This window comes from Moorena sp. SIO1G6 (genome assembly GCF_010672795.1).
GTDB lineage: Bacteria > Cyanobacteriota > Cyanobacteriia > Cyanobacteriales > Coleofasciculaceae > Moorena > Moorena producens.
Genome location: NZ_JAAHFZ010000008.1, coordinates 373,556 through 387,220, shown reverse-complemented (window position 1 = coordinate 387,220; position 13,665 = coordinate 373,556). Strand labels below are relative to the sequence as shown.

11 protein-coding genes, 2 tRNA genes and 1 pseudogene are annotated in these 13,665 nt (G+C 45.8%); 9 read left to right on the top strand and 5 right to left on the bottom strand.

Annotated features, from left to right (window positions below):
* Positions 1–184: 184 nt before the first annotated feature.
* Positions 185–412, bottom strand: coding sequence for a DUF167 domain-containing protein (locus tag F6K63_RS10990; protein WP_008179952.1), 228 nt, complete (start codon positions 410–412; stop codon positions 185–187).
* A 56-nt stretch (positions 413–468) separates the two neighbouring features.
* Positions 469–639 carry a hypothetical protein gene (locus tag F6K63_RS10985; RefSeq protein WP_158026757.1) on the bottom strand — a complete coding sequence of 57 codons (171 nt, stop codon included), beginning with the start codon at positions 637–639 and terminating at the stop codon, positions 469–471.
* 133 nt (positions 640–772) lie between these two features.
* Here F6K63_RS10985 and F6K63_RS10980 point away from each other — a divergent pair.
* The 7 genes and pseudogenes from F6K63_RS10980 (at position 773) to F6K63_RS10945 (ending at position 6,636) form a co-directional block, all read left to right on the top strand.
* Positions 773–905, top strand: a tRNA-OTHER gene (locus F6K63_RS10980).
* Between the two features lie 13 nt (positions 906–918).
* Positions 919–1,054, top strand: a tRNA-OTHER gene (locus F6K63_RS10975).
* Positions 1,055–1,091: 37 nt separating this feature from the next.
* Positions 1,092–2,697: pseudogene (locus tag F6K63_RS10965) on the top strand (TROVE domain-containing protein).
* Between the two features lie 311 nt (positions 2,698–3,008).
* Positions 3,009–3,851: a YaaW family protein gene (locus tag F6K63_RS10960; RefSeq protein ID WP_071108065.1), complete on the top strand. Its 843-nt coding sequence runs from the start codon at positions 3,009–3,011 to the stop codon at positions 3,849–3,851.
* 131 nt (positions 3,852–3,982) lie between these two features.
* Entirely contained in the window at positions 3,983–5,179 is a 1,197-nt protein-coding gene (locus F6K63_RS10955) for an O-antigen ligase family protein (RefSeq protein ID WP_353812994.1), read from the top strand.
* A 219-nt stretch (positions 5,180–5,398) separates the two neighbouring features.
* The gene (locus F6K63_RS10950) at positions 5,399–6,013 is read left to right on the top strand and encodes a J domain-containing protein (RefSeq protein WP_287312085.1); all 615 of its coding nucleotides are present in this window, start codon (positions 5,399–5,401) and stop codon (positions 6,011–6,013) included.
* Positions 6,014–6,363: 350 nt separating this feature from the next.
* Complete coding sequence (locus F6K63_RS10945) at positions 6,364–6,636, top strand: DUF3143 domain-containing protein (protein ID WP_008179948.1); 273 nt, start codon at positions 6,364–6,366, stop codon at positions 6,634–6,636.
* 295 nt (positions 6,637–6,931) lie between these two features.
* Here F6K63_RS10945 and uppS read toward each other — a convergent pair whose 3' ends face one another.
* From uppS to lysA, 3 genes are all read right to left on the bottom strand, one after another.
* Positions 6,932–7,681 (bottom strand): undecaprenyl pyrophosphate synthase, encoded by a 750-nt coding sequence (gene uppS, locus F6K63_RS10940; protein WP_502708302.1) that lies wholly within the window; start codon positions 7,679–7,681, stop codon positions 6,932–6,934.
* Positions 7,678–8,598, bottom strand: a complete 921-nt coding sequence (gene cdaA / locus F6K63_RS10935; RefSeq protein WP_008179944.1) for a diadenylate cyclase CdaA — start codon at positions 8,596–8,598, stop codon at positions 7,678–7,680. The genes uppS and cdaA overlap by 4 nt, the downstream gene beginning before the upstream one ends.
* Positions 8,599–8,781: 183 nt before the next feature.
* Entirely contained in the window at positions 8,782–10,203 is a 1,422-nt protein-coding gene (gene lysA, locus F6K63_RS10930) for a diaminopimelate decarboxylase (RefSeq protein WP_287296166.1), read from the bottom strand.
* 73 nt (positions 10,204–10,276) lie between these two features.
* Here lysA and rimI point away from each other — a divergent pair, with 73 nt between their 5' ends.
* Together rimI and F6K63_RS10920 are read left to right on the top strand one after the other, a co-directional pair.
* The gene (gene rimI / locus F6K63_RS10925; RefSeq protein ID WP_287312081.1) at positions 10,277–10,870 is read left to right on the top strand and encodes a ribosomal protein S18-alanine N-acetyltransferase; all 594 of its coding nucleotides are present in this window, start codon (positions 10,277–10,279) and stop codon (positions 10,868–10,870) included.
* Between the two features lie 140 nt (positions 10,871–11,010).
* Positions 11,011–13,479, top strand: coding sequence for an ATP-dependent Clp protease ATP-binding subunit (locus F6K63_RS10920; RefSeq protein WP_008179937.1), 2,469 nt, complete (start codon positions 11,011–11,013; stop codon positions 13,477–13,479).
* Positions 13,480–13,665: the final 186 nt, after the last annotated feature.

Sequence of the window (13,665 nt, the reverse complement as noted above, 5' to 3'; positions counted from 1 at the left end):
ATCCGATTGCTTGTCAGTCTGGCTCTGTTTGGACTCTAGCTCCGTGCTTAGCACGAAGGCTATCAACTGGGATTTTTGGATTTTGGATGGTTGTATTTTCGGCTAAATCCTCCAATTCCAGGGATTTAAGTTACATTTGGGCTAATCCTGACGGTATTGGTCATGGGTGACCTATTGCAGCTAGCTAGGCATTGGTGTTGATTTCAATCAATTTATTCCTTGAGGATAAACCTGACTTAATTTGGATACGAGACTTTGGTACTTTAAACCTTTGAGCCAGCAACTCAATTAACTCCTGATTGGCCTTGCCATCTACAGGTGGTGACTTCAAATGCACCTTGAGTGTCCCATCGTCTGAGTCTTCTATCTTTTGATGTTTAGAATTGGGTTTAACTTGAACTCGCCTCTTCATCAATGAAAGTTTCGTCAAAATCTTCTGGCTTCTGGGTATCGGAAGTTTTAATGTAGTCACCGTTTACCAGAGTAGCATACTGATCCGGATCGGCTCTGGTAAGTGTAAAGACTTCTGTTGCGATCGCAACCTAACCCTAATTCGAGCCAAACCATTGGAGCAAAACGACTGCGCCAATGGCGGTAAATTTCTTGAGTGATCTTGCCCCTAAAAACTTGACGCTTCATTTTTATCGTGTTACATTCGTATTACAAAAGAAATTCAAGCAACTCATTTAGCAATCTTTGTTTTGAGGCAAAGCGCGAGTGGGGGAAACCCCCGCAGGTCGGCGCTGCATCGCTTTTGGGTTTAGCTTGTCCTGTGGCGGGTAGCTCAATGGGAGAGCGCCAATTTTGCCCGAAAGGGCCGAAGAATTTAGGGTTATCGTCTTCTAAACGAATCCTTCCCTTGATTCACCGGAGGTTGCGGGTTCAAATCCCGCTCCGCTACACCAAAAACTCATCATGGGGCAGGTAGCTCAATGGTAGAGCAGATGGCAATATCCTTACATCTTTGATTCACTCCTTGCCTGAAAAGGCTGAAGAATTGAGGGTTATCGACTTTTAAACCATAGTGATGCAGGTTCGAGTCCTGCCCTGCCCCCTTCCTATTTGCCCCGATCGGGCCGGAGGGTGAAGCCATGAATTACCAATTTTTTACCAAAAAACAGACTAGCACACCCCAAAGCCAACCGATTCCTGGACGGGAAAAGGAGATGATTCAGGGACGTTCTGGCGGCTTCATGTTCAATGCTGGAACTTGGAAACTGCTGCGGCGTTGCTTGCTAGTTGGTACAGCTCAAAGCACTTACTATGCAGGTAAGAAAGAACTGACTGATGAGTTTGTCGAAGTGGTTTTCAGAGCAACTGCTGAAGACCCGAATCGGGTGTCGGAAGAAATCTTGTACGAAGCGCGATGGTCGTTCCATCAACAATAGTGCGCCAATTTTTGCCCTGGTACTACTGTCAATGGCAGAGGAATCAGTGGCTAAAAAAGCGTTTCAAGAAATATTTCCCCAAGTGGTGCGCACGGGAAGCCACTTCTATGAATGGCTGAGCTACACCAAATCTTTACGAGGATTTGGTAAGGTGGTGCGGGAAGTGGGGAAGAATTGGCTATCACATCCTGATGCTAAGAAATTAGCTTACCAACTGCTGAAATACCAACAGCGTCATGGATTCTCTAGTAGAGATGCCCTGCGACTGTTCCATGTCAAGCCACCCACAGAAGACCACCGACAGCTGTTTGAATGGGTAGTCAAAGGTTGGGAAGAACTGCCTAAGGACATTCCTTCCCCAGTATTAGCTCAGATTTGGTGGTATGAGTGGCTAAAGCGAAATCCAACACATACCTATGAAGCGATTGCCAAGGGTCGTTTGACTCATGAAATGGCTGCACCTGTGGGGAAAATGGACAAGCAGGCGTGGCAGTTGCTGTTCAATGAAATGCCAATTGGCGCGATGCTGCGTAACTTGGGTTCTCTGACTGAGCTGGGTGTGCTGCAAGCCCATGCACGGAAGAATCTTGACCGCATTGAACAGATTATCAATAATCAGGAGCATCTGCGCAAAGGACGGATTCACCCCATCGATGTCCTGAAAGCTCTCAAAACTTACCAATCTGGTGGACGTTTGGGGCGAAGCAAGAAAACTTGGACACCTGTTCCGCGCATCGTGGATATTTTGGAAAAGGCAGTAGAGCTGTCGTTTGAGGTAGTCGAACCCACTGGCCAGGTGTTTATGCATGCTGTGGACATTTCTGCCTCCATGTCTTACGGAGTTGTCGATTCGGTAGGACTCAGTTGTTGCGAGATTGCTACAACTATGGCACTGGTAACCGCAAAAGCTGAGAAAAATTACATGATTCGGGGTTTTTCTACTAAGTTCCGGGATTTGGGAATTACTAAGAAAGACAGCTTTAGTTCTGCGATCGCAAAAGCTAGCAATCAAAACTTCGGTGGCACCGATGCCTCAGTTGCCTATGATTGGATGATTAAGAATAGGTTCAAAGCCGACGTAGTTTGTTTTTGGACAGACAGTGAAAGTTGGGCAGGACGGCGTCATCCTACCCAGGCACTAGCGGAGTACCGCCAGAGGGTTAACCCTAATCTGAAAGCCGTGTATGTCACCCTTACTCCTTATGGGATTACCCTGGTTGACCCCAAAGATCCTCTGTCTTGGGATTTTGCTGGGTTTGATCCAGGGGTACCTCGGTTGATTCAAATGTTGGCTACCGGGGAAATTTAAATTAAAGGGCAGGTATAAAACCTGCCAATACCCAAGAATTCCATGGCGGGAATTACCTTATTCGCTTCTTGTCCTAGTGGAGCCGACTGCATCGCTTTATTAAATCAAAAAAAAACCTGAAACTCTTGTCCGTCTGTTGATGCAAAGGGCGAGTGGGACAAATCCTCCCATGAAGGCGCAGCCGTCGCTTCAGCATAGCTGCCAAATGCCTAACAGCTTACTACATCAAAGTAGATTCAAACTCCTACTAGAAAACTGATAGGAGTAGAATAGAGGACAGCAGTAAAAACGGGGTTGTGGAGGGAAGAACGTTGGATGAGCTGAGAACTGCGTTAGAGTTAGCAACCGTTGAAGAGTTACAACAAATGACAGACATTCTATTCTGTCGTAGGTTTAATCCCTTAGATTACCTTCAGCTCCCTGAGCCAATCGATATCCAAAGCCAAAACCGTGAAGCTTGGTTGGATTCCCTGGAAGAGCGATTTCGCTTCTTGGCAGCAGATGGAGTAACAGTACTCAAGGGACGCACGAGTGAAGTAACCTACCGACAAGCCCTGATTCAAGTTTGTCGTTACCTCAAAATTCCTTACTCTCAACGTCTGACTACAACTGACTTGGAAGCAGAAATATTTCTTCACCTAATGGAGAAAACCTGGAAACGCTTACCAACTCAAGAGCAGCAATCTTTGACAGTACAGGTACAGAAATGCTTAGCTAAGTCAAAACTCCCTGAACCCTTACCTGTACAAATCCAGCACAATCCTATCGACTTTTTACTCAAAGGTGGTAGCGCCCTAGCATTGACCTCGATTCTAAAGCCAATAATACTGCAACAGGTTGCACGCCAGTTCGCCCTGCATTTCGCTCGCTATCAGGTGGCTAAACAAGCCCTAGTGAAGGGGGGTTTGGCAGCAGCAGCTCAGTTTCAGAACTACTTGACACTACAAACAGCACGACAGGGAATGGCACTGAGTGCTGCTCGTTATGGGGTTACTCGGAGTGTTTTTGCCTGCCTCGGTCCGATCATGTGGAGCTATTTCTTCGTTGACTTAGGCTGGAGAGCGATCGCAACCAACTACGGTCGGATTATTCCGACAATCTTAACCCTAGCACAAATTCGCCTGACTCGTGCTGAGTGCTGGGAACCAGTTTAGATTGATAGTAGTGGTTAGTGGTTAATTGGTTCTTGGGAAAGTATAGACATTCAGACAATCACCTACAAATAGGTTGGAACTGCGCTAAGCTGGGAACTCTTATATTTCCCCTATTTCCCGCTTTAGGCGCAGTGGGGTTAGTTCTAGCTGTGGGAGATACTTGGCGGCAAAATTACACCAGTATGATCTCAAAACCCCTAAACTGGGGCTTGGCTATTTTGAGTATCTGGTTGCTCATTACTAGTAGTTTAGCCTATAACCCCACAGAAGCGTTCCTAGGTTTAGGGAATTTTCTACCCTTCTTAGCGGTTTTCGCTGCTTTCTCTACCCTCATCCAAACCCCAGCACAGCTGAGGCAATTAGCCTGGATTATAGTTATTCCTTCCCTAGCAGTAACTATAATGGGTTTTGCTCAGATGGTTTTGGGTTGGACTAGCCCAAAACTCTTATCACTAGTCTTTGGTTCAACCTTGGTAGCTAACGGTAATCCTCCAGGTCGGATGGATTCAGTGTTTTTGTATGCCAATATCCTAGCCGCTTATCTACAAATACCATTAATTTTAGGAATAGGGCTGTGGATTGAGAGGTTTCAAGGGAGGCGTTGGAGCTGGCATCGATTCGATTATCCGCTGTTTTTCTTGAGTGTGGTGGTGATCGCTAATGCGATCGCACTAGTTTTGACCAACTCCCGCAATGCTTGGATAATCGCTGTTTTGGCTTGCCTTGCCTTTGCCCTTTACTTAGGTTGGTACTGGGTGGTGACAGCAGTTACTGCTGCTGTTGGTAGTGTTCTGTGGGCATCATTTGGTCCAATGCTAGGGCGTCAATGGCTGCGTCATATTGTCCCAGCATACTTTTGGATGCGATTGTCTGACCAGTTGTATCCCGACCGTCCCATCGCTACCTTGAGGACAACCCAGTGGCAATTTACTTGGTCAATGATTCAGGAACGTCCCTGGTTGGGTTGGGGGTTACGCAATTTCACTCCTCTTTACCAGTCACAAATGGAAGTCTGGCTTGGTCATCCCCATAATCTACCTCTAATGTTGACTGCTGAAACTGGCATCCCAGGCACACTGATGTTGAGTGGATTAGTTGGCTGGATCATGGTTCAAGGTATCCAACTATTAAGGGTTTGGTCAACCGTTGCCACCCCTACCACTAGACAAGATTGGCATCAAGACAAGTTAATTCTGTTCAGTTATCTGGTGGCTTTTGGCAGCTGTACTGTATTCAATCTCCTGGATGTAACTCTGTTTGACTTTCGGGTTAATACCTTGGGGTGGCTGTTGTTGTCAGCAATTCGTGGCGTGGCGTGTCACATTTAACCTACTTGAGTTCCACATAACGGAATTAGCTAAACCTGATTTGAAAACGAGTGATCTAAGCATGGGTCAAGATAACCACTTCCATGCTCCCTAGAATACGCGCTAGTTTTGCTTAGTTAACCGGAATTGTCCAGTTTTGTAGGATCCTTAAAGGATAAGGATCCTTCCAGATGTCACAATAATCGAAAGCGTTGTCTCACCAGTTAGGATAAAACTGCGGTGGCAAAAGATCGGGTCAGACAAAACATTAGGAATCCCCAAAGCTCAAACCCTACGAGTTATTACGAAATACTGGGATTGCACCCTAGTGCATCACCCATAGCCATCCGGCGTGCTTATCGGCAACTCAGTAAGCGCTATCATCCTGATACAACCGACTTACCCACTGAAACTGCCACGATTAAATTCCAAAAGCTGAACGAAGCCTATGCTACCCTGAGTAATCCAGAGCGACGAGCAATGTATGACCAAAAAATTGGTTATTCCCGCCTCAATGTTATTCAGGCACCGGCTAGTTTAAACAATCCAGTTAATCAAAAGCCACCAAGCTCCTCGTCCTCAGCTTACCTTGATCCCACTGACCGCCCTCTTTCAGCTGGGGAGATTTTTGTCCTATTCATTTTAGGACTAACCTTTCTAGCCTGCTTACTACTAGCCATAGCGATTGGATTAACCCAAGGTGAAGCTGCTGTGCTAATTTCTAAACCCAATGCTAAAGATTTGCTTACCTTACCCGAGATTAATTCTATTCAACAAGCGAAACCTGATAATTTGGATAGTAAAATACCGGTTAATAACCAATCAGTCCAAAATCTCCAGATAAACCATCCCTAAGAATAACTGATCAAGAACAAATTATACCAATTCTCATAGGTATGAGGTACACATTTTCTGGATTTTAGGGAACAGGGAACAGGGAACAGGGAACAGGGAACAGGGAACAGGGAAAATTTAATAGGGATGCGGTGCATCAATAAACGGAATCAAAGTGAAAGAATACTGTACCTCATAACGGCGATAAAAGCTATATAATATTAATTATGGTTAATCCCTTATAATTATAGTTAATCCCTTATAATTTAATTGTGTTAATTTTTAATTGAAAATTGTCAGGTGACCATTGACAATTTTCAATTTTATACTGATGTACCACCAATAATTATAAATAGTTAATCGGACTCGATATGACACTTCCGCCAGGTGATACCCCCTTGTATAACCACCCTCTACCTGAAATAGAGAGGTGGCTGAAAAGACTAGGATGTGAACAAGACAGTAAGGATCTACATTGCTGGCGTGTTGATCGACCTACCTGGAAAGCAGAACTTTGCCTTGAGGTAGAGGAGTTAATCGTGCGCTACCTCAAGTCTGGGGAAGATGGACAAGATATTCAAAGATCGTTCAAGTATTCCCTCAGCCGCAAAGATATAGAAGACGCAGTTTTCTGTGGTCCTTAGTGGGTGAAGGGTCTGCAGTCGTTGAAAGTCAGAAGGTTGAACGCGAACGCGTGGCCTTTTGGCTAAGGTTTAATTTTCCAACTATAGCAGTTCTCAATGGGGTGAGGTACTTTCATCCTGGGTTTGAAGGAGTGGCCTCGATGAAAATTAAATGTACCTCATAACTATGAGAAATTATATAGCTTCTCTAAGCTGTAACCTTTAATCGGCAACCTTTCAATAAAAAACCTTAAGCTAAAAAAACTACCCTACAAGGAACGCCAAAGGCGAACAACTAAAAAACCTTTAACCATTCTTAGACTTTTCCAAACCGACGTTCACGCTGCTGATAAGTAGACAAAGCACGGTGAAACTCTCCACGGTCAAAATCTGGCCATAGGGTATCTGTGATGTAAAGTTCCCCATAAGCCATTTGCCAAAGCAGGAAATTGCTCAAGCGCATTTCCCCACTAGTGCGAATTAGCAAGTCTGGGTCACAGACATTGGCAGTGTAGAGATGGCGTGAAAATAGGGCTTCGTCAATGTCATCTGGTTGGATGTGACCAAGCTGTACCTGAGTAGCAATGGCTCGACAGGCTTGTATAATTTCCTGGCGTGCTCCGTAGTTAGTAGCCACAGTAAACTGAATGCCAGTATTATTGAGAGTTTCATTCATAGAATGCTCAATTTCTGCTTGCAAGGATGGGGGTAAGGCAGTCAAATTTCCGACAAACTGAATCCGAACATTCTCCTCCATCATTTCTTGAAGTTCTCTAGCCAAAACTCGCTCGAACAAGGTCATCAGAAACTCCACCTCTTCTAAGGGACGTCCCCAGTTTTCTGTAGAAAATGCATAGGCGGTAAGGGCTTTGATTCCCCAATCATCACAACAACGCAGTAGTTTTTTGAGAGCCTCCACCCCTTGCCGATGTCCTATAACCCGAGGTAGTCCCCGGCGTTTTGCCCAACGACCATTACCATCCATAATCACTGCCACATGTTTAGGCAAACGGTCTGGTGAAAGGTCGCTTGGTAATTTGTTTAGGATAGTTTGCATAGCAGTTATTTTTTCTCTTGAGACGTTGATGATGGAAGACGGAGGAAACGTGAAACTAGCACCCGTCCCTGGGACTTGAATTGGCGACCTAGGTTGCGTAGACCTGGAGCAACTACCTCACGATCCACGACTGGGGAAAATCGTTCCTCTAGCAATTGTTTGAGTTTTGTGCTAGTTAGTGGTCGGTACAATCCTCCTTTTTCCGCCAAAGAAATTGAACCCGTCTCTTCAGATACAACAATACAAAGGCAATTTTCGACACGTTCTGTAATTCCCATCGCAGCCCGATGGCGGGTCCCCAGCTTCCGAGAGGCTGTGCGCTCAGAAAGAGGCAAAATTACCCCCGCAGCTACAACCCGAGAGCCACGAATTAATACCGCTCCATCGTGTAACAACGTAGTTGTTTGGAAAATGGTTTGCAGTAGTTCTTTAGAAATTTCAGCATTTAGCTGAACACCCGGTACAGAAACATCCCGCTCATCAATTGGACCATTAGTTTCTAAAGTTATCAAAGCGCCAACTCGATTTTGAGACAACTCTTTGACCGCGTCTACGATTTCATTGATTACACTGTCAGGCTTAGGAGTGGGACGTCGTTGTCCTTGAAACAACTGCACAATCTCTCCTCTACCTAACTGTTCAAGAAATCGACGAAACTCTGATTGGAAGATGACAGCCATTGCCACAGCTGAGCCAACCACCAACTTTTCTAGCACAAAACTCAATAGCGTCAACCCTAACCTATTACTTACTGCTGCGGCTAACATCAGGACAATTAGCCCTCGAACCATCCATAATGTGCGGCGCTCCCCAATGATGAGGAGCACAAGATAAGTAAGGGCTAGAACCAACCCAACATCGATGCTGTGAAGCAACAATGACTGAGCCCAGCTATGGTCAGTAACAGGACCCGGCAACGGAGGCATTGAACGTTCAGGAAAGAATTAAGGATGGAGATGGAGTCGAACTGGCTTGATTTTAGCGTCAGCCAAGTGATTAGCTCTTAAAAAGTTAATGGTTAATGGTTAATGGTTAATGATTGGCGGTTACCCAAAAGTCAACCACCAACAACCAACAACCAATAGCTTTTAGCTTTTAGCTTTTAGCTTTTAGCTAATTTCTGCTCTGGGTCTGAGTCGTTCGGGCAAACGATCTAGGCGAATTAAATCTTGGTAAGTTTCCCGCTGCACAATCACTTGGGCTTCTCCGTCCTTGACTAAAACTGCTGCTGGTCTGGGTAACCGATTGTAATTAGATGCCATGCTGTAATTGTAGGCACCAGTAGCCATTACCACCAAAATATCTCCTGGCTGAGTTTGAGGTAGGGTGGCATCTTTAATCAGAATGTCCCCTGATTCACAATGTTTACCAGCAATTGTGATTTTTTCGGTCAGGGGAGCTGACATCCGGTTGGCAACGACAGAGCGATAAACGGATTGGTAGGTAATGGGACGCGGATTATCTGACATACCTCCATCAACTGTCAAGTAAGTCCGGATTTCGGGGATGACTTTAGAACTACCCAAAGTGTAGGCGGTGACACAGGCTGGACCAACAATGGAACGCCCGGGTTCCGATAGCAGTTTCGGTAGGACGAGTTGCCGAGAAGTGCAAGCAGCAACAACGGAGTCACAGACTCCCTTGACCCAATCATCAATACTAGGGGGGTCATCGGATTCTAGATAACAAATCCCTAAGCCTCCTCCTACATTTATCTCTTGTACTGGCAAATCGTAGTCAGCCGCTTTAACAATACACTCCACTAGCACTTTCGCCAGATCTTGATGGGGTTGCCTCTCAAAAATCTGAGAGCCAATGTGGGCGTGTAAACCAACAAAGTTGAGGGTTGGGTGTTGGCTGATAAAGGTAAAAACTTGATCCCAGGTATCGGGATCAAAGCCAAACTTACTGTCTAGGTGACCAGTGCGGATGTAATCGTGGGTGTGACACTCGATCCCTGGGGTCAAGCGAATCATGATCCGGATATTCTCTTGTGGTAAAGAAGCCAGGGATTTTAACTCCAGCCAGTTATCCACTACGATGGTGCAGCCACTCTCGGTAGCTAGTTCCAGTTCACTGGTAGATTTATTATTGCCATGGAAATAGAGTTTGTCAGCACTAACACCAGCTTGTAGAGCAGTGTAGAGTTCACCACCAGAAACCACATCGATTCCGAGGCTTTCAGAGTTTGCGATCGCACAAATTGCTAAACAATTCCAGGCTTTAGAAGCGTAGAGAACCAGGGATTCTCCGGGGTAGTAGTTAGCAAAGGCTTCCCGATACTGATGGCAAGCAGTTCTAAAGGTTACTTCGTCCACAATGTAAAGGGGGGAGCCAAATTGCTCGACTAGAGTCGTCACATCGCAACCACCAATTTCCAAGCAGTCACGGCTGTTGACTTTGGCGGTTAGAGGTAGCAGTTGCTGATTCGGTGAGGGGTTTGATCCACCATTGTTTGAGTCTGGAGTGATAGATGAATCGAGATACTGAAGCCCTGAATTGTGAACCTCAATGGGTTGAGTCGATAGCATTATGTAATTATTTTCCTGATTTTGCTTTACAGTTGGAACTTGCGTCTCGTTAATCAGTGTACAATTGAAGGCTGTGACTGTCTTAAAACTTAAACCCCTCAAAGCAGAGCACCTAAGTGCCGCAGTGGCACTAGATCAGCTGTGTTTTGGTGGACTTTGGACTCGGTCGGGTTACGAGCGAGAGTTGGATAGCCCCAACAGTCAGTTGTTGGCTTTGGAAGCTCCTCCAAAAGGGGGCAAAAAACCAACTTTGCTTGAAGGCACAGGTGTTCCCATCACCTCATTACCCAATTGCCTGGTAGGCTTAGGTTGTTTTTGGTCAATTTTGGAGGAAGCCCATATTATTATTCTGGCAGTGCATCCTGACTACCAACGTCAAGGTTTGGGTCAATTACTGCTTTATTCATTGCTACAAGATGCTAAACAGCGTAATTTAGAGTGGGCAACCTTAGAGGTGAAACCATCTAATCAAGCAGCACTGGCTCTTTACCAAAAGTTCGGCTTTACTGAAGCTGGACGACGTAGAAATTATTACAAAGATACTGGGGAGGATGCTCTGATTTTATGGCGAGGGGGTCTGAAAACCCCTGAATTTGAAAAAACAATGGCCGATTGTTACGAGGAAATTAAACAGCGCTTGGCAGAGATTGACCTGGAAATTGGTTAATGGCTAATCGCCAGAAATGGCTGGGAAGTAAGTAAATAACTGTTTCAATTGCTGCGAGTTGTGTAAAAATCAACAGTGGGCTGATTTACCTGTGCTAGAATCAGCTTACACGGGCATGCAACAGGTGATGGGAATACGCCATGTTTGAACGCTTTACAGAAAAAGCCATTAAGGTGATCATGCTGGCTCAGGAAGAAGCACGTCGCCTAGGTCATAATTTCGTAGGCACAGAGCAAATCCTCCTGGGTTTGATTGGAGAAGGAACTGGCGTAGCTGCCAAGGTCCTCAAATCTATGGGCGTAAATCTCAAAGACGCTCGGATTGAAGTTGAGAAAATTATTGGCAGGGGTTCCGGCTTCGTTGCTGTCGAAATCCCGTTTACCCCTAGAGCAAAGCGGGTTCTGGAGCTATCCCTAGAAGAAGCTCGCCAGCTAGGCCATAACTACATTGGTACAGAACATCTGCTACTTGGGCTAATACGGGAGGGAGAAGGCGTAGCGGCTAGGGTTTTGGAAAACCTAGGAGTAGACCTGTCTAAAGTCAGAACCCAAGTTATCAGAATGTTGGGTGAAACGGCGGAAGTCACAGCAGGAGCCTCTCAAGGTCGTACAAAGACTCCTACTCTCGATGAGTTTGGCTCGAACCTAACCCAGATGGCTAGTGAAGGCAAGCTAGATCCAGTAGTAGGACGGGAAAAGGAAATAGAACGGGTAATCCAGATATTGGGACGCCGTACCAAGAATAACCCAGTATTGATCGGAGAACCAGGGGTAGGAAAAACTGCGATCGCAGAAGGCTTAGCCCAACGAATCGCTAACAATGATGTTCCAGACATTTTGGAAGAAAAGCGAGTCGTTACCCTCGATATTGGCTTACTGGTTGCTGGAACCAAATACCGGGGTGAGTTTGAAGAACGCCTGAAAAAAATTATGGATGAAATTCGTCAGGCATCTAACGTAATCCTGGTGATTGACGAGGTTCATACCCTGATTGGTGCAGGTGCAGCTGAAGGGGCAATTGATGCGGCAAATATCCTCAAACCAGCCTTAGCAAGGGGAGAATTGCAGTGCATTGGAGCGACAACTTTGGATGAGTACCGCAAACACATTGAGCGGGATGCAGCCCTAGAACGTCGTTTCCAACCAGTAATGGTCGGTGAACCGTCAGTAGAAGAAACTATTGAGATTCTATACGGCTTGCGGGAGCGCTACGAGCAACACCACAAATTGAAAATTTCCGATGAGGCTCTCGAAGCAGCAGCAAACCTCTCAGACCGTTATATTTCCGACCGTTACCTGCCAGATAAGGCCATTGACCTGATCGATGAAGCAGGAAGCCGAGTGCGTTTGATTAACTCCCAGTTGCCCCCAGCAGCAAAAGAGCTAGATAAAGAACTGCGTCAGGTCCTCAAAGAAAAAGATGATGCGGTACGCTCCCAGGACTTTGATCGAGCTGGGGAACTGCGCGATCGCGAAATGGAAATAAAGGCGGAAATTCGCTCAATTGCCCAAAGCAAGAAGAGCGAATCTCGGGGTACTGATGAAAGCCCAATTGTAGATGAAGAGGACATTGCTCACATTGTTGCCTCTTGGACTGGTGTGCCGGTACAAAAACTGACTGAATCAGAGTCAGAGAAACTACTTCACATGGAAGATACCCTGCATCAGCGCCTGATTGGTCAGGAAGATGCGGTTAAAGCCGTTTCCCGAGCAATTCGTCGAGCAAGGGTAGGCTTAAAGAATCCCAACCGTCCTATTGCCAGTTTTGTATTCTCTGGACCTACAGGGGTCGGTAAGACAGAATTAGCTAAGTCTTTGGCAGCTTACTTCTTCGGGTCTGAAGAAGCCATGGTGCGCCTAGATATGTCCGAATACATGGAGCGCCATACCGTTAGTAAGTTGGTAGGTTCGCCTCCTGGATATGTGGGCTACAACGAAGGTGGTCAACTAACTGAGGCAGTGCGTCGTCGTCCTTACACAGTAGTGCTGTTCGATGAAATTGAAAAGGCACACCCAGATGTGTTCAATATGCTACTGCAAATCCTAGAGGATGGCAGGTTGACTGACTCCAAGGGTCGGACGGTAGACTTTAAGAACACCCTGCTGATCATGACCTCGAATATCGGTTCCAAGGTTATTGAAAAGGGTGGCGGACAACTGGGCTTCGAGTTCAGCGATAATCAAGCGGAATCCCAATATAATCGAATTCGGAATCTAGTCAACGAAGAACTTAAACAGTACTTCCGCCCAGAGTTTCTGAATCGTTTAGATGAGATTATCGTCTTCCGTCAGTTGACCAAAGAAGAAGTCAAGGACATTGCCAAGATTCTGTTAAAAGAAGTGTTTGGTCGTCTGTACGAACAAGGCATTACTCTAGAAGTCAGCGAGAAGTTCAAAGACCGTTTGATCGAAGAGGGTTACAACCCCAGCTACGGGGCCAGACCATTACGTCGAGCAATCATGCGGTTGTTGGAGGATGTGCTGGCAGAAGAAATTCTCTCCAGTCGCATTAAGGAAGGAGATATTGCCTATGTTGATGTCAATGAAGAGGGTAAGGTACAAGTCAGTCGTAAGGAAAACCGAGAGCTTTTGCCTCAAGGAGTTGAGTAAATGATTGTAGGGTAAAGCCCCTAGTTATCCTGTGCTAACTCCCCTTAATCCCCCCCTTACTAAGAGGGGGGAATTTTTTGGCATTGTTTATTACAAATTACCAGAATAAGTACGGAAGAAGCTAAAAAAGTGCTACCAGTATTAAAGTAAGCTATCAGCCGTCAGCTATCAGCTATCAGCTAGCAA

What these genes read in the sequence shown, in the direction of transcription:
- F6K63_RS10990 (WP_008179952.1), bottom strand. Translation starts at nt 412, where the DNA reads ATGAAGAGGCGAGTTCAAGTTAAACCCAATTCTAAACATCAAAAGATA.
- F6K63_RS10985 (WP_158026757.1), bottom strand. Translation starts at nt 639, where the DNA reads ATGAAGCGTCAAGTTTTTAGGGGCAAGATCACTCAAGAAATTTACCGC.
- F6K63_RS10945 (WP_008179948.1), top strand. Translation starts at nt 6,364, where the DNA reads ATGACACTTCCGCCAGGTGATACCCCCTTGTATAACCACCCTCTACCT.
- cdaA (WP_008179944.1), bottom strand. Translation starts at nt 8,598, where the DNA reads ATGCCTCCGTTGCCGGGTCCTGTTACTGACCATAGCTGGGCTCAGTCA.
- lysA (WP_287296166.1), bottom strand. Translation starts at nt 10,203, where the DNA reads ATGCTATCGACTCAACCCATTGAGGTTCACAATTCAGGGCTTCAGTAT.
- F6K63_RS10920 (WP_008179937.1), top strand. Translation starts at nt 11,011, where the DNA reads ATGTTTGAACGCTTTACAGAAAAAGCCATTAAGGTGATCATGCTGGCT.